Source organism: Herminiimonas sp. NPDC097707 (assembly GCF_044761395.1).
Classification (GTDB): domain Bacteria; phylum Pseudomonadota; class Gammaproteobacteria; order Burkholderiales; family Burkholderiaceae_D; genus Oxalicibacterium.
In genome coordinates, this window is the sequence record NZ_JBIWCI010000002.1 from 193,963 (window position 1) to 212,405 (window position 18,443).

General features: G+C 55.3%; 16 protein-coding genes. 8 read left to right on the forward strand and 8 right to left on the reverse strand.

What is annotated here, in order from left to right; all coding sequences use genetic code 11:
* Positions 1-98: 98 nt before the first annotated feature.
* Positions 99-665: a cob(I)yrinic acid a,c-diamide adenosyltransferase gene (locus ACIQW9_RS14365; protein ID WP_402338484.1), complete on the forward strand. Its 567-nt coding sequence runs from the start codon at positions 99-101 to the stop codon at positions 663-665.
* A 544-nt stretch (positions 666-1,209) separates the two neighbouring features.
* Positions 1,210-1,440 (forward strand): hypothetical protein, encoded by a 231-nt coding sequence (locus ACIQW9_RS14370; RefSeq protein WP_402338487.1) that lies wholly within the window; start codon positions 1,210-1,212, stop codon positions 1,438-1,440.
* A 31-nt stretch (positions 1,441-1,471) separates the two neighbouring features.
* Here the strand turns inward: ACIQW9_RS14370 and folE2 are convergent, their stop codons facing one another.
* The 4 genes from folE2 to ACIQW9_RS14390 form a co-directional block, all read right to left on the reverse strand.
* Entirely contained in the window at positions 1,472-2,278 is an 807-nt protein-coding gene (folE2, locus tag ACIQW9_RS14375; RefSeq protein WP_402338490.1) for a GTP cyclohydrolase FolE2, read from the reverse strand.
* Positions 2,279-2,339: 61 nt separating this feature from the next.
* Positions 2,340-4,205 carry a 1-deoxy-D-xylulose-5-phosphate synthase gene (gene dxs, locus ACIQW9_RS14380; RefSeq protein WP_402338493.1) on the reverse strand — a complete coding sequence of 622 codons (1,866 nt, stop codon included), beginning with the start codon at positions 4,203-4,205 and terminating at the stop codon, positions 2,340-2,342.
* Position 4,206: 1 nt separating this feature from the next.
* Positions 4,207-5,091, reverse strand: a complete 885-nt coding sequence (locus ACIQW9_RS14385; protein ID WP_402338625.1) for a polyprenyl synthetase family protein — start codon at positions 5,089-5,091, stop codon at positions 4,207-4,209.
* 5 nt (positions 5,092-5,096) lie between these two features.
* Positions 5,097-5,351 carry an exodeoxyribonuclease VII small subunit gene (locus tag ACIQW9_RS14390; protein WP_011869850.1) on the reverse strand — a complete coding sequence of 85 codons (255 nt, stop codon included), beginning with the start codon at positions 5,349-5,351 and terminating at the stop codon, positions 5,097-5,099.
* A gap of 440 nt (positions 5,352-5,791) precedes the next feature.
* Here ACIQW9_RS14390 and ACIQW9_RS14395 point away from each other — a divergent pair, with 440 nt between their 5' ends.
* The 3 genes from ACIQW9_RS14395 to ACIQW9_RS14405 all read left to right on the forward strand — a co-directional run bounded on the left by ACIQW9_RS14395 (position 5,792) and on the right by ACIQW9_RS14405 (position 8,852).
* Entirely contained in the window at positions 5,792-6,892 is a 1,101-nt protein-coding gene (locus ACIQW9_RS14395; RefSeq protein ID WP_402338496.1) for an aromatic ring-hydroxylating dioxygenase subunit alpha, read from the forward strand.
* A 105-nt stretch (positions 6,893-6,997) separates the two neighbouring features.
* Positions 6,998-7,927: a DMT family transporter gene (locus tag ACIQW9_RS14400; RefSeq protein WP_402338499.1), complete on the forward strand. Its 930-nt coding sequence runs from the start codon at positions 6,998-7,000 to the stop codon at positions 7,925-7,927.
* A 70-nt stretch (positions 7,928-7,997) separates the two neighbouring features.
* Positions 7,998-8,852, forward strand: coding sequence for a sulfurtransferase (locus ACIQW9_RS14405; RefSeq protein WP_402338502.1), 855 nt, complete (start codon positions 7,998-8,000; stop codon positions 8,850-8,852).
* 17 nt (positions 8,853-8,869) lie between these two features.
* On the opposite strand, the gene ACIQW9_RS14410 is transcribed toward ACIQW9_RS14405, so the two are convergent.
* From ACIQW9_RS14410 to polA, 3 genes are all read right to left on the reverse strand, one after another.
* Positions 8,870-9,541 (reverse strand): ZIP family metal transporter, encoded by a 672-nt coding sequence (locus ACIQW9_RS14410; RefSeq protein WP_402338627.1) that lies wholly within the window; start codon positions 9,539-9,541, stop codon positions 8,870-8,872.
* A gap of 227 nt (positions 9,542-9,768) precedes the next feature.
* The gene (locus ACIQW9_RS14415; protein ID WP_402338505.1) at positions 9,769-10,653 is read right to left on the reverse strand and encodes a dienelactone hydrolase family protein; all 885 of its coding nucleotides are present in this window, start codon (positions 10,651-10,653) and stop codon (positions 9,769-9,771) included.
* A gap of 69 nt (positions 10,654-10,722) precedes the next feature.
* Positions 10,723-13,464, reverse strand: coding sequence for a DNA polymerase I (gene polA / locus ACIQW9_RS14420; RefSeq protein WP_402338508.1), 2,742 nt, complete (start codon positions 13,462-13,464; stop codon positions 10,723-10,725).
* A 338-nt stretch (positions 13,465-13,802) separates the two neighbouring features.
* On the opposite strand from polA, the gene ACIQW9_RS14425 reads away from it, so the two are divergent.
* The 3 genes from ACIQW9_RS14425 to ACIQW9_RS14435 all read left to right on the forward strand — a co-directional run bounded on the left by ACIQW9_RS14425 (position 13,803) and on the right by ACIQW9_RS14435 (position 15,988).
* Positions 13,803-14,165, forward strand: coding sequence for a DUF2782 domain-containing protein (locus ACIQW9_RS14425; protein WP_402338511.1), 363 nt, complete (start codon positions 13,803-13,805; stop codon positions 14,163-14,165).
* A gap of 84 nt (positions 14,166-14,249) precedes the next feature.
* Positions 14,250-15,218 carry a homoserine kinase gene (locus ACIQW9_RS14430; protein WP_402338513.1) on the forward strand — a complete coding sequence of 323 codons (969 nt, stop codon included), beginning with the start codon at positions 14,250-14,252 and terminating at the stop codon, positions 15,216-15,218.
* On the forward strand, positions 15,218-15,988 hold the full coding sequence (locus ACIQW9_RS14435) for a BPSS1780 family membrane protein (protein WP_402338515.1): 771 nt from the start codon (positions 15,218-15,220) through the stop codon (positions 15,986-15,988). The genes ACIQW9_RS14430 and ACIQW9_RS14435 overlap by 1 nt, the downstream gene beginning before the upstream one ends.
* Positions 15,989-16,090: 102 nt before the next feature.
* Here ACIQW9_RS14435 and ACIQW9_RS14440 read toward each other — a convergent pair whose 3' ends face one another.
* A complete protein-coding gene (locus ACIQW9_RS14440) occupies positions 16,091-18,379 on the reverse strand; it encodes a UvrD-helicase domain-containing protein (RefSeq protein ID WP_402338518.1) in 2,289 nt (762 codons plus the stop codon).
* Positions 18,380-18,443 lie beyond the last annotated feature (64 nt).

An 18,443-nucleotide genomic window follows, 5' to 3' on the forward strand; every position in this document is an offset into this window, starting at 1 on the left:
TCAAGCCGTGATTTTACCGGGTTCGGCCGCATCGCGACGGCCGAACTGTTTTGTCGTATCCTCGCTACTTCTCCACCCTCTTTATTTTCAATACTTCCATGGGCAACAGACTCTCAAAAATCGCCACCCGTACCGGCGATAACGGCACCACAGGCTTGGGCGACGGCAGCCGCATCGACAAGGACGCGCTACGCGTACACGCAATGGGCGACGTTGATGAATTGAATTCGCATATCGGCTTGCTGCTGTGCGAAGACTTGCCGCCGGCATTGCGCGAAGAACTGATCTCCATCCAGCATGACCTGTTCGATATGGGCGGCGAGCTGTGCATCCCCGGCTACACGATGATCCACGACGCGCAGGTTGCGCGCCTGGATGCGCTGCTGGCGAAATACAACGCAGACTTGCCGCCGCTGAAAGAATTCATCCTGCCGGCCGGCTCGCGCGCGGCATCGCAATCGCATGTGTGCCGTACCGTATGCCGGCGTGCGGAACGCACGATCGTCAGTCTCGGCAAGGCAGAGAAAATGAATGACAATCCGCGCCAGTACATGAATCGCCTGTCGGATTTGCTGTTTGTTTTATCGCGGGTGTTGAATCGGCATGCGGGTGGTGGTGGGGATGTGTTGTGGGAGAAGGATAGGGTTCGGGATATTGAATCCTGATAGGTTTTTATTTTGGGTTTTATTGATACTGGGTTTTCTTCGATGAAGCTCAGTTGCCGGGAGTGGCCCGGCAGCCAGTTACCTTTTTTGCTTCGCCAAAAAAGGTAATCCAAAAAAGGCGACCGCACAGCCGCTGCCCTTCGGGTTCCCGTTTATGCCACGCAAAAAATGGGAAACGGGCGAAACTCGCTCCCCTTGCAGGGCGCCCCGCCGCTTGCAAGCGGCTACCGTTCAGCAGGCGCGGAGCAGTGCTCCGCGAAACCCCTGCCTCACCTCAAACAGCGCCCATTTCTCATTCCATTTTCTGCGCGTCACAAACGGCAGCGTCACAGCGGAGGGGCAGGTCCGGCTCGCCTTCGGCATTGCCGAACCAAAGTCGTGATGGCAATGAATTAATAGATGGTGGAGTTTTAAGAGTTAAAAAATATTGGCTTATTCTTCAGCACCCGTGCATCAAGCGCCCGATGCCGCAGGCGAGGAAGCGTGTCGTCCCGCTGTGACGCTGCCAGTGATGCGATGCCGAAAATGGATCAAGAAGTGAACGTTGTCTGAGCGCAGCGAGTTTCGTTCACTCCCCATTTTTGGCGGCGCAGCACTGGGGAGCCCGCAGGGCCAGCGGCTGTGCGGTCGCCTTTCTTTGCCTTCTTTCTTTGGCGAAGCAAAGAAAGAAGGTGGCCGCCGGGCCACTCCCGGCAACTGGGCTTCATCGAAGAAAAAACAACATCAATTACAGAAAACAAAAACACAAATAAAAAAGCCGCCCAGCAAACACTGAACGGCTCCTCATTCAAACAGGTAAAAAAAACCTACTTCACCCGCTTATCACTCTCAATCAACGCATAAGCCGAATGATTATGGATCGACTCAAAGTTCTCGGCCTCCAGCGTATACGCCAGCACCCGCTCATCCTTGTTCAGCATCCCAGCCACATCGCGCACCAGATCTTCGACAAATTTAGGATTGTCATACGCACGTTCCGTCACGTATTTCTCATCCGGCCGCTTCAGCAAACCGTACAGCTCACATGAAGCCTGCTCTTCGATTTTCGCAATCAACTCTTCCACCACAAGATCGCCATTCAATACCGCATGCACGGTAATGTGCGAGCGTTGATTGTGCGCGCCGTAGGCAGATATTTTTTTCGAGCATGGGCACAGGCTGGTAACCGGCACCAGGACCTTCAAGGTCACTTCCAGCTCGCCGTTTTTCATTTCTCCAGTCAGGCCGACTTCGTAATCCATCAGACTTTGTACACCCGACACCGGCGCCGTCTTGTTGATGAAATACGGGAAAGACACTTCTATACGACCGGCATCGGCATCCAGCAAGGCCAGCATCTTGCGCATCAAGGCGCTAAATACGGCTACATCCAGCGGCTGATTGTTTTCTTCCAGCAGCGCGATGAAGCGCGACATGTGCGTGCCTTTTTGTTCTTCGGTCAGACGGACATACATATTCCAGCTGCCCACCGACGGCTGCACACCCGACGGTGTTTTAACCGTGATCGGATAGCGCACACCCTTGACGCCTACGCGTTGAATGACGATGTTCCGGGTGTCCGGCGTGCTTTGTACATCGGGAATGGCGCTCATACCGAGATCGCGAGTATTCATTGCAAAACCTATAAAGTGGGCGGCGCACATCTGCATATGCCGCCGCTAAAAAAACTTACGGTCAGTTATTGACCACCAGGCGCGGTTCGCCCTTGCCGAAACGCTGGCGTATCGTCGCCGCTATACCGGCGGCATCCAGACCGCACATGGCCAGCAACTGCTGTGCGTCGCCATGATCGATAAATTGATCCGGCAAACCCAGATTCAATAGCGGCTTGACGATGCCGGCTGCGGCCAGTGCTTCTGCCACTGCGGCACCCGCACCGCCCATGATGGAACCTTCTTCCACCGTCACGATAGCTTCATGCGTGGCGGCCAGACGTTTCAGCAAATCAACATCCAGCGGCTTGACGAAACGCATATTGGCCACTGTTGCATCCAGTTCTTCACCAGCGCGCAAACTAGGTGCGACCATGGAGCCAAACGCCAGGATTGCGATTCGTTTACCTTCGCGCCGAATCTCGCCAGTGCCGAGCGGTATCGTTGCCAGATTCTTTTCTACCTTGACGCCGATGCCGCCACCACGCGGATATCGCACTGCAGCAGGCCCATTGTAGTGGAAACCGGTGGAGAGCATCTGACGGCACTCGTTTTCGTCCGATGCCGCCATTACCACCATGTTGGGAATGCAACGCAAATAGGCGATATCGTAATTTCCGGCGTGGGTGGCGCCATCGGCACCGACCAGGCCGGCGCGATCCAGCGCAAAGGTCACATCCAGATTTTGCAACGCCACATCATGGATCAGCTGATCGTAAGCGCGCTGCAGGAAAGTCGAATAAATCGCCACTACCGGTTTCAGGCCTTCGCATGCCATGCCGGCGGCAAAGGTCACTGCATGCTGTTCGGCAATGCCCACATCGTAATAACGGCCAGGGAAACGACGCTCGAACTCGACCATGCCGGAACCTTCGCGCATCGCCGGCGTAATGCCGATCAACTTGTCATCGGCCGCCGCCATATCGCACAGCCAGTCGCCGAAGACGCTAGTGTAGGTCACTTTGGATGCCGCGGCGGGCTTGATGCCTTCCGCCGGATCGAACTTGCCGGGGCCGTGATACAGCACCGGATCGGCCTCCGCCAGTTTGTAGCCCTGCCCTTTTTTGGTCACCACGTGCAGGAACTGCGGGCCCTTCAGATTCTTCAAATTCTGCAAGGTCGGGATCAGCGAATCCAGATCGTGGCCGTCGATAGGCCCGATATAGTTGAAACCGAATTCTTCAAACATGGTGGCAGGCACGATCATGCCCTTCGCATGCTCTTCAAAGCGTTTTGCCAACTCGCGCACAGGAGCAGGCAATACGGTTTTGCCGACGTTTTTTGCGGCCGCATAAAACTGCCCCGACATCAAACGCGCCAGATAGCGATTCAAGGCGCCGACCGGCGGCGAGATCGACATATCGTTATCGTTCAATATCACCAGCAAATTGATGTCATCGTGGATGCCGGCGTTGTTCAACGCTTCAAACGCCATGCCGGCGGTCATCGCGCCATCACCAATGACGGCAATCGCGTGCCGGTTTTCACCCTTGGTTTTGGCGGCCAGCGCCATCCCCAATGCAGCGGAAATCGAAGTCGACGAATGCGCGGTACCGAAGGTGTCGTAAGGACTTTCATCGCGCCGCGGGAAACCCGAGATGCCATCGCGCTGACGCAAGCTGTGCATCTGGTCGCGCCGTCCGGTCAATATCTTGTGCGGATAGGTTTGATGACCGACGTCCCAGACGATGCGGTCTTCCGGTGTATTGAACACATTGTGCAAGGCAATCGTCAATTCGACAGTGCCGAGATTGGACGACAAGTGACCGCCGGTTGCCGACACGGATTCCAGCACGAACGCGCGCAATTCATCCGCCAACTGCTTGAGCTGCTGGCGTGTGAAATGCCGCATATCGGCAGGGTCATTAATTGTTTCAAGCAAATTCATCCTAGGCCTTCCGCTGCACGATCAAATCTGCGAGTTCTCGCAAGCGTCGTGCTTTTTCTCCAAACTGCTCCAGCGCACGATGAGCATCGTTGCGCAATTTTTCTGCCAGGGTCCGCGATTGTTCCAGACCCAAAATAGATACGTAAGTCGGCTTGTTGTCTGCCGCATCCTTGCCCGCGGTTTTACCCAGCGTGGCTGAATCTGCAGTCGCATCCAGCACGTCATCCACCACCTGAAATGCCAGACCGATGGCAGCCGCATAACTATCCAGCGCCTGTGTTTCTTCTGCGGATAAAGATTTGCCGGCGAGCGCGCCCAGCAATACCGATACGCGCAGCAAGGCACCGGTTTTCAAGCGATGCATTTGCTCTAATTCTTCCAGCGACAAATTCAAACCCACACTCGCCAGATCGATTGCCTGCCCGCCACACATGCCGAGCGAACCGGAAGCTTTGGCCAGCAGGCGCACCATCGCCAATTGCCGTACAGGATCAAGTCCGCCATCTGCCAATACGTCAAACGCCTGCGATTGCAAGGCGTCACCGACCAGCAAGGCACATGCTTCGTCGTATTTCACATGCACGGTCGGTTTGCCGCGACGCAGGGCATCGTCATCCATGCACGGCATATCGTCATGCACCAGCGAATACGCATGAATCATTTCAACCGCAGCCGCAGCACGCGCCAGTTCAGCGGCATCCGCATCGAACAAGGCACCGGCCGCATACACCAGCAAAGGCCGTACACGCTTGCCGCCATCCAGTACTGCGTAATGCATGGCTTCATGCAGGCGAGCGGGCGTTAGTGCCACCGGCGGCAAATGCTGCACCAGTGCCAATTCCATTTCTGCCTGCGTAGCTTTCATCCAGCCGTCAAACGATTGCATAGTCGTCATTCATCCGCCTCGATTGCACGATCGGCGTTGAATGGTTTGAGCATATCGCCTTCCAGTACCTTGACCTGACTGTCGACTTTTTCGAGTTGCGCGGCGCAATACTTCACCAGCTCGGAGCCGCGCTTGTAGGCCGCCACCGATGCTTCCAATGGCAGCTCGCCCGCTTCCATGCGCGCGACCAACTGTTCGAGTTCTGCCATCGCTTCTTCAAACGACGAAGGCAAGGCGGCAGAGGTAGATTTTTTTGACATAAGAACTGGTAAAAGGTTTAGCCCGTTATTTTAGAGCAAACCACCCTGCACTGTTGATAAACGCAGAATATCCACCCGTTTCAAATACGGAAAACCCGATTTTTATCGAAAAAAAGCGCAAATGACGCCTGTTCCCCAGCTTTTTATCGCTCCATAGCGGCACGGGCGAGAAACATTTTCTTTTTATTAATCATCGAAATATGGCGCGCACTGGTGGTTTGGCGGCTCGTCGGAGGCGGGACTCTGGGGTATAATCCTCGGTTCTGTCCAAAATTGCCTCTTTATCTCGTTTGATTAAGGTTTTTGCGGATTCTTTCCTCTTAGGGTGCAGCAGGGAATGCGATGAGCAAAGCTCATAGCCTGCGTAACAGCATCCGCCTGCAAGCGGATGCTCCCTCCCTATAGGGACACAGGGGGTGCAAATTAATTTGGGGGTGGGGATGTCCGATCTGGCTAATCTCGCCAAACTCGCGCGTTCAAACGCGCAACTTCCAGTCAACGTCTATTTTGACGAAGCGCTGTTGAAGCAGGAAATTCAGCAATTGTTCCGCGATGGCCCGCGTTATGCGGGGCATGAATTGATGGTGCCGAATGTCGGCGACTTTGCCACGCTCGCGTGGGAAAACGAAGGCCGCATGCTGGTGCGCAATCCGCAAGGTATCGAATTACTGTCCAACGTCTGCCGTCATCGCCAGGCGAAAATGTTCAATGGCCGCGGCCATGCGAGCAACATCGTCTGCCCGCTGCACCGCTGGACGTACGATCTCAAGGGTGAATTGATAGGCGCGCCGCATTTCGGCGAAACGCCTTGCCTGAACCTGTCGAATACACCGCTGCAAAACTGGAACGGCTTGCTGTTCGAACGCAATGGCGTCGACGTCGCAAAAATCCTCGGCAATCTCGGCGTCACCAAAGATCTCGATTTCAGCGGCTACATGCTGGATCACATCGAAGTGCACGACTGCAACTACAACTGGAAAACCTTCATCGAGGTTTATCTGGAGGATTATCACGTCGAACCTTTCCATCCCGGCCTCGGCAGCTTCGTCAGTTGCGACGATCTGAAATGGGAATTCGGCGATCAGTACAGCGTGCAAACCGTCGGTGTGCACAATGCGCTGGCCAAGCACGGTTCACCGGCTTACCAAAAATGGCAGGAGCAGATTCTGCAATTCCGCAAAGGCGAAGCACCGCCATACGGAGCGATCTGGCTGACGCTGTATCCGAACATCATGGTTGAGTGGTATCCGCACGTACTGGTCGTCTCTACCGTGTGGCCGGACGGCCCGCAGAAAACGCGCAACGTGGTCGAGTTCTACTACCCGGAAGAAATCGTTTTGTTTGAGCGCGAATTCATCGCCGCCGAACGCGCCGCCTATATGGAAACCTGCGAAGAAGACGACGAGATAGCCTTGCGCATGGATGCCGGCCGCAAGATCCTGCTGGATCGCGGCGAAAATGAAGTCGGCCCGTACCAGTCGCCGATGGAAGACGGCATGCAGCATTTCCATGAATGGTATCGCCGCCAGCTAGACGTTTGAAAAATGCATGATAAAACTGCGTGATGCGTGCGGCGCGCACATCACGCATGAACACCTCGCCATTCCGCCGCAGCCTCAACCCGCAACACTCTCACATCATCAATCATGCAAGCACTCTGGATGCTCTTTGCCACCTTCGTCTTTTCGATCATGGGCGTATGTGTCAAGCTCGCATCGGAAACCTATACCGTCGCCGAAATCGTCATGTATCGCGGCTTCATCGGCATCATCTTCATCTATGCGCTGATCCTGCAACAGGGCGGCACGCTGAAAACCCGACTGGCGTGGCAACATCTATGGCGTTGCGTGGTGGGCGTCACTTCATTGTGGCTATGGTTTTGCGCCATTGCGCTGCTGCCGCTGGCGACCGCAATGACGCTCAATTACATGGCGCCGATCTGGATCTCCGGAATACTGTTCGTAGTTGCCTGGCGCAGCGGCAAACGGCGCTTCGAGTGGGGCCTGGTCGCCGCCATCTTCATGAGTTTCGCCGGCCTGACCTTGCTGCTGCGCCCATCGATACATGAAGAACAATTGATAGGCGCATTGCTCGGCTTGTGCTCGGGCATTCTGTCGGCGCTGGCCTACCTGCAAGTACGTCACCTGGGCCAATTGGGCGAACCGGAATCGCGCGTCGTATTTTATTTTTCCGCAACCGGCTTTGTCGCCGGCCTGGCCGGCTGCCTGTTCGACGCCATGACCGGTGGAACAACATTCACGCTACTGCGTCCGCACACCAGCTACGGCCTGATATTGCTGCTCGGCATAGGCGTGCTGGCCGCGATGGCGCAGATGGCCATGACACGTGCCTACCGGCTCGGCAATGCACTGGTTACCGCCAATCTGCAATACACGGGCATCGTGTTTGCCAGCATATGGGGCATCCTGATCTGGGACGATGTGCTGGGCTGGTTTGGCTGGCTCGGCATCGTGATGATTCTGGCGAGCGGCATCGTCGCCACGTTTTACAATATCCGCAACACGACAGCGAGCAAAACCATGCCGCCGGTTGATCCGATTGCGGCAGAGCTTTAAATATCGGTTTTTCTCGCTTTGCCGCCATCGCGTGATGGCACAATCATCGCTACACATACAAGGATAGAACATGGCATATACGACATTGATTTCCGCCGCCGATCTGGCGGAACACGTTTTTGCATCGAACTGGGTCGTACTTGATTGCCGTCACGATCTGGCGAATCCGGATTTCGGCCGCCAGGCTTTTGCGGAGGGCCATATTCCCAACGCGCAATTCGCCCATCTGGATACCGAACTGGCCGGCGAAAAATCAGGTGCGGACAAGGTTTTCCGCGGCCGCCATCCCTTGCCGGATCGCGCGAACTTCATTGCCACCTTGCGCCGCTGGGGTATCGACGACGACACGCAAGTCATCGCCTATGATGCACACGGCGGCATGTTCGCTGCACGCTTGTGGTGGATGCTGAAATGGGTAGGACACGATGCCGTCGCCGTACTCGACGGCGGCTTGCCGGCCTGGCTGGCGCAAGGCATGTTTGTCTCGACCGAAACTACGTCGCGCATGCTGGGTACCTTGACCGACCAAGCATCGCTGGTGGCAGTGGTCGGCGTCGATGATGTACTGAAAAATCTGGCCGAATGCACGCACACCATGGTCGATGCGCGTGCCGCAGATCGTTTTCGCGGCGAGAATGAAACCATCGATCCGGTCGGCGGCCATATTCCGGGCGCGAAAAATCGTTTCTTCAAGGAAAATCTGCAAGCCGATGGCCGCTTCAAATCTGCGGATCAACTGCGTAGCGAATTCAGTGAACTCATCAAGAATCCGGAACAGGCAATCATGCAATGCGGCTCAGGCGTTACCGCCTGCCACAATCTGCTGGCGCTGGAAGTGGCAGGATTGCCCGGCGCGGCACTGTATCCCGGTTCGTGGAGTGAATGGTGCGCCGATCCATCCCGGCCGGTCGCACAAACTGTCTAGAAACGCTGCGTCGCAACTCAGTGCGTATGCGCATTGCCCGTCAGGAATAAAACGATACCGACGCCAAGTGCGATCAACAGCACTTGCGGTATCGTTTCGCGCATTGATGCGCGACGCTGCATCTGCGGCATCAAATCGCTGACCGCGATGTAAATAAATCCCGATGAGGCGAATACCAGAACGTAGGGTATCCATGATTGCGCCTGGTCCAGCAACAGGTAACCGACTACACCGCCCACGATCGCCATCAAGCCGGAAATAAGGTTGTACGCATAAGCGCGCCGGCGCGTAAAACCGGCGTTTAACAGCACGATGAAATCGCCGATTTCCTGCGGAATTTCATGCGCAATAATTGCCAGCCCAGTCATGATGCCGAGATGCGGGTCAGCCAGGAAAGCAGCTGCGATCAGAATGCCATCGGTGAAATTGTGCAGGCTGTCGCCCACCAGTATCATCCAGCCTGCCGTACCGGCTTCATGTGCATCATGCCCGTGATGATGGCCATGACCGTCATGTTCGTGATGATGCGAGTGACGCAGAATCGCCAGTTTTTCAAGCAGGAAAAAAGCCAGCAAACCACCCAGCAAGACGGCAAACAGCGTGTGCGTATTGGCCTCAGACTCAAATGCCTCCGGCAAGGCGTGCAACAGGGAGGTCGCCAGCAGAATGCCTACCGACAGGCTGACCATGCGATCGACCAGTTTCGACAACAGCGAAAAGGAAAACAGCGCTGCAGCGGAAATGCTGAACACCCCCGAAATGGCGGTAGTCAGCAAAATGGAAACGAGCGTGGAATTAATTTTGAATCTCGATTAGATGCAACAAGGTTGCAAATTAGAACATATCGAATCCAATTGAGCAATAAAAAACGCGATAGTGACACGCACTATCGCGTTTTTGGCAAGGCTAAAACGCGTCAGCCCACGCCGTGCGTCTTGAACCAGGCCAGCGCATGCTGCCAGCCTTCCTTCGCATCCGCCTCGACATAGCTCGAACGATAATCGGCATGGAATGCATGGCCGGAATTCTTGAACACGATGAATTCCGATTTGCTGCTGCCTTTGGCCAAGGCATCTTTCATCTGCACCACGGTGGAAACCGGGATGCCACCATCCTGCGCGCCGTACAAACCGAGTACCGGCGCTTTCAGTTTTGCCGCAATGTCGATCGGATTTTTCGGCGTCAGCGGTGTGCTGTCACCAACCAGACGACCGTACCACGCCACGCCGGCCTTGACCTGCGCATTGTGCGCAGCGTACAGCCAGGTAATGCGACCGCCCCAGCAAAAGCCCGTGATGCCGAGCTTGTTCGTATTGCCGCCATTGGCTTTGGCCCATGCCACGACCGCATCCAGATCCGTCATGACCTGCGCATCCGGCACCTTGGAAATGATTTCCTTCTGCAGTTCCGCTATAGTGCCGTAGGAACTCGGGTCGCCCTGACGCACAAACAATTCAGGCGCCAGCGCCAGATAGCCTAGCTTGGCAAAACGGCGCGTCACATCGGCTATGTACTCATGTACGCCGAAAATTTCCGAGATGACCAGAATCACCGGAAGATTGGTTTTCCCCTTGGGCTGCGCACGGTACACCGGCACTGCCTGACCATTGACGTTGACGGTAATTTCACCCGCAGTCAAACCGGCGTCATCGGTCTTGACAACATGTTGCGCACTGACCGGCAGCACTGCCGCAGCAAAGCCGGTACCCAATGCCGTCTTGATAAATCCGCGTCTGTTCACGCCATCGGACAAAGGGGTTTTGGCAACCAGACTATCGAAATCTTCCTGCAAGTTTTTCATGGAAATCTCCTGTGCATCGTTACGGTTCAATCAACAATATTGGCTGCGGCCCACATGCATATCGTGAAATCAATGTGCTTCATCCCAATTCTTCCCGACACCCACCTCGGCAATCAAAGGCACTTTCAGTTGCGCGACATTGCGCATCAACTCCGGTAACTTCCCACGCACCAAAGCCAATTCTGTTTCCGGTACTTCGAGCACCAGTTCATCGTGTACCTGCATGATCATTTTAGTCTGCAGCTTTTCTGTCTCCAGCCAATCCTGCACGGCGATCATTGCCAGCTTGATCAAATCGGCTGCCGTGCCCTGCATGGGCGCGTTGATCGCAGCGCGTTCGGCCCCCTGGCGACGCGGGCCGTTGGGCGAATTGATTTCCGGCAGCCACAAACGACGGCCGAATACCGTCTGCACATAACCGCGCGCTTTTGCTTCCAGCCGCGTGTCATCCATGTAACGCTTGACGCCGGAAAAACGATAAAAATATTTTTCGATGTAACTTTGCGCCGCCGAACGTTCGATACCGAGATTGCCGGCCAGCCCGAATGCACTCATGCCATAGATCAAACCGAAATTGATCACCTTTGCATAGCGGCGTTGCTCGCTGCTGACATCACCACGTGCAACGCCAAAAATTTCGGCGGCAGTCGCGCGATGAATATCTTCGCCTTCGGCAAACGCGCGCAGCATGTTTTCATCTTCCGATATATGCGCCATGATGCGCAATTCGATTTGCGAATAATCGGCAGATACGATCACACTGCCGGGCGGCGCGATAAATGCCTCGCGTATGCGGCGCCCTTCCGCATTGCGGATAGGGATGTTTTGCAGATTGGGATCGTTCGATGACAAGCGTCCGGTCACTGCCACCGCCTGCGCATAATTCGTATGCACGCGACCGGTAGTCGGATCGATCATTTTCGGCAGCTTGTCGGTATAAGTCGATTTCAATTTCGACAAACCGCGATACTCGAGCAAGAGCTTGGGCAAGGGGTAATCTTCCGCCAGCTTTTGCAGCACTTCCTCATCGGTGGACGGGGAGCCGGATGGCGTTTTCTTGACGACCGGCAGCTTCATCTTTTCAAAGAAAATTTCACCTATCTGTTTGGGCGAGCTCAGATTGAAAGGCTGGCCTGCCAGTTCATATGCCTGCTGTTCGATCTCCAGCATGCGCTTGCCGAGTTCATGCGATTGCGTGGCGAGCAAGGCCGGATCGATCAGTACGCCATTGCGCTCCACCTTCTGCAACACGACTGCCGTCGGCAATTCTATTTTTTCATAAACGAAACGCAGGCCTGCATCTTCCGCCACATGCGGGAACATGCGCTGATGCAGTTGCAACGTAATGTCCGCATCTTCAGCCGCGTACTCGCTTGCGCGCGCAATGTCGACCTGATCGAAACACAGTTGCGATGCGCCCTTGCCGCACACGTCCTGGAACGTAATCGTCTTGCGATTCAAGTGACGCAGGGCGAGACTGTCCATGTCGTGACTGCGGTGCGATTCAAATACATACGACTGCAGCAAGGTGTCATGCACGATGCCGCACAAAGTCACACCGTGATTGGCGAAGATATGGCTGTCGTATTTGAGGTTTTGCCCGACTTTCGGTTTGCTGTCGTCTTCCAGCCAGGAGCGCAACTTTTCCAGCACTGATGCGCGCGACAATTGCAATGGCACATCCTGATAGCGATGCGCCACCGGGATGTATGCGGCGACACCCGGCTCGCAACACAATGAAATACCCACCAGCTGCGCCTGCATAGGCTCCAGCGATGTCGTTTCGGTATCGATGGCGGTCAGTTCGGCAGCATTGATTTTCTGCAGCCAGCGATCCAGGTCGGCTTCCGTCCATACTGTTTCGTAGTGCTTCTCTACTTCAGGCGTATCTTCGCCGAACAGTGCGCCTTGCGGCGCCGTTGCGCTTGCCAGCGCGGGCGCGTCGCCTGTTTCCGTCAACTCGCGCAACCAGCTCTTGAAACCATTGCGTTTGAAGAAGGCGACCATGGCTTCGATGTCTTCCGGTTTTTGCGTCAGGGATTCCGGGATGTCCGTCATGTGCGCGGACAAGTCGCAATCGGTCTTGACGGTGATCAAGACCTTGGCTTGCGGCAGCCAATCCAGCGCGCGTCGCAGATTTTCACCCACCACGCCCTTGATTTCCGCCGCGTGTTCGACGATGCCGTCCAGCGTACCGTATTGCGTCAGCCATTTGACTGCCGTTTTCGGCCCGACTTTTTCCACACCTGGCACGTTATCGACGGTATCGCCTATCAGGGTCAGGTAATCGACGATGCGTTCCGGCGGCACGCCGAATTTGCTCAGCACGCCGTCACGATCGAGTATTTCACCGCTCATCGTATTGACCAGCGTCACATGCTCATTGACGAGTTGCGCCAGATCCTTGTCGCCGGTCGAGATTACCGTATTCATGCCGTGCCCGACCGCCGCCACCGCCAGTGTGGCGATCACATCATCGGCCTCGATACCGTCCACCATCAGGATGGGCCAACCCATCGCGCGCACCGCTTCGTGTATCGGCTCGATCTGCCGCACCAGGTCGTCCGGCATCGAGGCGCGCTGCGCCTTGTATTCAGCGTACAGGTCGTCGCGAAAGGTCTTGCCCTTGGCATCGAATACGCACGCCATATATTCGGCATCCGGATAATCCTTGCGCAGGCGGCGCAGCATATTGATCATGCCGTAGATGGCGCCCGTTGGGGCCCCTTGGGGCCCGCGTAAATCCGGCATCGCATGGAAGGCGCGATACAAATAGCTGGAACCATCGACTAACAACAGGGTTTTATTCATAGGAATTCGGTAGTTCGATAAGAAGGGCGGCCGACTGAAACAGGAGTGTTCATGGCAAACGGCTACGATTATGGCAGAGTTTGTGCGGCCGAATATTCAGCCTCGCCATTTCGGATGCGGCACAATGAGCAAGCGCCTGTCTCGAGAAGATTGGCATTATGAACATGCCTGCGCAATCCCGATGGATGGCGACATGCAGACAGAACTATTTTCTACAGGTATGGGCCGGTTTGCTACAATGAACTACATTGGTTTCCTTTCAACGTCGGCTTCTATAAAACATCATGCGCACATCCAAACTTTGGTCTCTTGTTACGATTTCCGCAGCGGCAATCGCAATGCCTCTGATTGTCAGCGCACAAAGCACGCCGCCAAACAAGGCTTTCGCGCCAGCACCGCCGCAAATGGAGCGCCTGGAAGAAGGCGAAGCGCCTGCAGTGACGATACGTCAGCCAGACACGCAAAAGAAAATCACCGAAAAAAAATCGCAGGGCAAAGTCACTGAAGTGAAAGTGCAAACCGGCCGCACCACCTACTACGCAAAACCGAATGATCCCGCCGGCAGCGCGATGCGTGGCGACGGACAAAGCGACACCACGCGTCCGGTGCAATTTCAAATCGGCGAATTCGGCCCACCGAAAAGCATTCCAGCAGCCGATCCCGTGCAGACTTTGCAGCCCGCACCGGCACCCGCCAAGTAAGTTTTTGCATACAATCCGTTCAAAAATAACGCAGCTGCGTTATTTTTTGTTTTTTGATCACAGGTATTTTTCTCTTATTTCCTCATGGCAGTATTTACTCCGGTCAGTCTGGATGACCTCACTACGTGGATAGCGCAATTTGATCTCGGCCGCGCGCTGGCGATCAAGGGCATTTCATCCGGCATCGAAAACAGCAACTTTTTCATCACCACCGAGCGCGGCGAATATGTGCTGACAGTGTTTGAAAAACTCACGTTTGAACAACTGCCGTTTTATCTGAACCTGATGCGTCATCTGGCCGAAGGCGGCGTCGCGGTACCGGCACCTGTCGCCAATCGCAGCGGCTCCATCGTCAATGCGCTGCATGGCAAACCCGCCTCGATTGTGACCAAACTGGAAGGGCATTGCCAGCTTGCGCCGCAGCCTGTGCATTGCGCTGCAGTCGGCGCCATGCTCGCCTGCATGCATCTGGCGGCAGAAGATTTCGAGATACGCCAGCCGAATCTGCGCGGGCTGGAGTGGTGGAACGAAGCCACGCCTATCGTCATGCCTTACCTTTCCGATAGCAACAAGCAGTTGCTGGCGACAGAAATCATTTTCCAGAATGCATTTGCCGATAGCGATGTTTTCAGGGAGTTGCCTAACGGCCCTATCCATGCCGATCTGTTCCGCAACAATGTCATGTTCGAGGGCGAGCAACTGACCGGATTCTTCGATTTTTATTTCGCCGGTTGCGATACCTGGCTGTTCGACGTCGCCGTCACCGTCAACGACTGGTGCATCGATGTAGAAAGCGGAGAACTGGATCAGGACCGGGTACGCGCCATGCTGGATGCTTATCACGAGATACGCCCATTTACGGCAGAAGAGCAAGGTGCATGGCAAACCATGTTGCGGGCCAGTGCATTGCGCTTCTGGCTGTCGCGCCTGTATGATTTCCATATGCCGCGCGATGCCGAAATGCTGACGGCGCACGATCCCGCACACTTTGAACGCATACTGCGCCTGCGCATCGCACAGACTGCACCTGCACTTTTCACAACGGCTGGATGATGGAAAAACTACCTGCAAGCACCGGTTGGTTATGGGTCAAGGAAGGTTTTGCCCTGTTCCGCAAGCAACCGGCCGAACTGTCTACGCTGTTCTTCGGCTACATGTTTCTGATGCTGGCGCTCGGCATCATCCCGGTCATCGGCCAATTGCTGCCGCTGATTCTGGTGCCGCTATTTTCCATGACCTTCATGCATGCCTGCGTGCATATAGAAACCGGCAAACGCGTGTATCCGAATCTGCTGCTGGTCGGCTTCCGTTCGCCGGCTGTACGCAATCTGATCAAACTCGGTACGCTGTATCTGGTGGCGGCGATCATTGCAGTCGGCGCTTCCAGCCTGATTGATGGTGGCGTATTCTGGCAGGCAATCACCGGACAGATCGCGCTGGATACGGAAACCGTGCGAGACTCCAACATGACGCTGGCGATGCTTTTTTCGGCGGCAGTGTACACGCCGGCTGCGATGGCATTCTGGTACGCCGCGCCGCTGATCGCATGGCAAAACATGGGGGTGGGAAAGGCGATTTTTTACAGCTTCTTCGCTGTGCGTCGGGCCGGCAAGGCGTTTCTGGTTTACGGTCTGGCCTGGGTGACCATCGGCATGATTTTACCGGTGATCGTGAGCTCTCTCATCGGCATGCTGCTGAACTCGTCCACCGCTTCCATTTTTCTCTTGTTGCCGATGTCGCTGGTGCTGACGGTCATCATGTACTGCTCGTTTTATCCCACCTATACGCACCTGTTCGGCCCCGCACCGGAACCGCTGCCATAAAAAACACTGTACTTGAAAGCTTGAGAGCAGCAAGCACGCGTTTTCCGCTCTACTCGAAAAAAACCTGCGCCGAATTGCAATTCCTGCGCAGGTTTTTTGTTTTTAGCCAGGTACTTTATCCAGCTTGGCGATACTCAAATCCAGCAATTTCATTCCGTGCCGTCCGAAGTTGATATGCGCACGGGCACTGCCGCCGCTCCCTTCTATATTGACGATCACTCCTTCGCCAAACTTGGCATGCGCAACCGACTCGCCTATGCGCCAGCCGATATCGCTCTTGACGATGTTTTGCGCAATCCTGTTGGAACCTGCACCGAGCGCATCTTCCCACGCCGCCTTGGGATGCGCATACCATTGATGCGCCGGCGGCTGCACTTTGGGCGACAGCCATTTCAATGAATCTTCCGGCATTTCATCGAAGAAGCGCGATTTCATGTTGTAACGCATCTGGCCGTGCAGCATGCGCGTTTGTGAAAAACTGATGTACAGCCTGCGCTTGGCACGCGTGATGGCTACATACATCAAACGCCGTTCTTCCTCGACTCCGCCCTCTTCCTTCTGCGAATTTTCGTGCGGGAACAAACCTTCTTCAAGCCCGGTGATGAACACCGCATCGAATTCCAGACCCTTGGCCGAATGCACGGTCATCAATTGCAATGCATCCTGCCCGGCCTGCGCCTGGTTGTCGCCCGCTTCCAGCGACGCATGCGAGAGGAAGGCCGACAAAGGCGACATCACCGCCGGCAAGGGCGCATCCGCATCCAGTACTTCAATGTCGTCCTGCGTGGTAATGGCCGGACCAGCCATCTGTTCGCTGGTCGGCCCCATCAATGCGGGCGCATCGTGACCGAAACCTTCTTCCGAAACAAACAAGGTTGCCGCGCTGACCAGCTGCTCCAGATTTTCTATCCGGTCGGCACCTTCTTTTTCCTTCTGATAATGCGTGATCAAGCCGCTGGCATCGAGCACCACCTGCACCATTTCCGGCAAGGGTAGATGCTGCGTTTCAAAGCGCGCGCCCTCTATCAATTTAACGAAGGCGCCGAGCGAAGTGCCCGCCTTGCCCGAGACATACGGCACGGCGGCATACAGTGAAATGCCATACTGCTTGGACGCATCCTGCAATTGCTCCAGCGAACGCAAGCCTATACCCCGGGTCGGAAAGTTCACCACACGCAAAAAAGCAGAGTCGTTGTGCAGATTGTCCATCAACTGCAGATACGCGATCGCATGCTTGACTTCGGCACGCTCGAAAAAGCGCTGCCCGCCATATACGCGATACGGAATGCCGGCCGAGAACAATGCATGCTCGATCACGCGCGATTGCGCATTCGAGCGATACAGCACGGCAATCTCGCTACGCGTGCCGCCTTCTGCAATCAGGCTTTTCGTTTCTTCGATGATCCATTGCGCTTCCTGCAGATCGCTGGTGGACTCAAAAATTCTTACCTGTTCGCCATGACCTGCATCGGTATGCAGATTCTTGCCCAGGCGCTTGGTGTTGTTGGCGATCAGCGTATTGGCGGTATCGAGTATATGACCGTGCGAGCGATAGTTCTGCTCCAGCTTGATCAGGTTTTCCACCTTGAACTCGCGCTCGAAGGCACTCATATTGCCCACGTTCGCACCGCGGAAAGCGTAGATGCTTTGATCGTCGTCACCGACGGCAAACACTGCGCCTTGCGTGCCGGCCATCAACTTGAGCCAGTTGTATTGCAGGTTATTCGTATCCTGAAATTCATCGACCAGAATATGCTTGAAGCGCGACTGATAATGTTCGCGCAAGGGCTGATTCCGGCTCAGCAATTCATAGGTGCGCAACAACAGTTCGGCAAAATCGACCACGCCTTCGCGCTGGCATTGCTGATCGTAGATCTCATACAACTCGACCATCTTGCGGTTGTAATCGTCGTGCGCTTCGACATCCTGCGCACGCAAGCCGTTATCCTTGGCACCATTGATGAAGTACATCAGATTGCGCGGCGGATATTTTTCATCGTCGATATTGTTCGCCTTCAGCAAACGCTTGATCATCGACAGTTGATCCTGCGAATCCAGAATCTGGAAAGTCTGCGGCAAAGCCGCATCGCGGTAATGCGCGCGCAACAGGCGATTGCACAAACCGTGAAACGTCCCTATCCACATGCCGCGCGTGTTGATCGGCATCATTGCCGACAGGCGCGTCATCATTTCCTTCGCCGCCTTGTTGGTAAAAGTCACCGCGAGTATGCCGGCTGGCGATACCTGCCCGGTTTGAATCAGCCATGCGATACGCGTCGTCAGTACGCGCGTCTTGCCCGATCCGGCACCGGCCAGAATCAGAGCGGGTTGAGCGGGTAAGGTAACAGCGGCGAGTTGTTCGGGATTGAGATTGTGAAGAAGATTTTGCATCTGTCGATTATAGCTGTCGCGAGGTGCTGATGCGCCGCTGATTACATGCAGTCACACTGTTAGT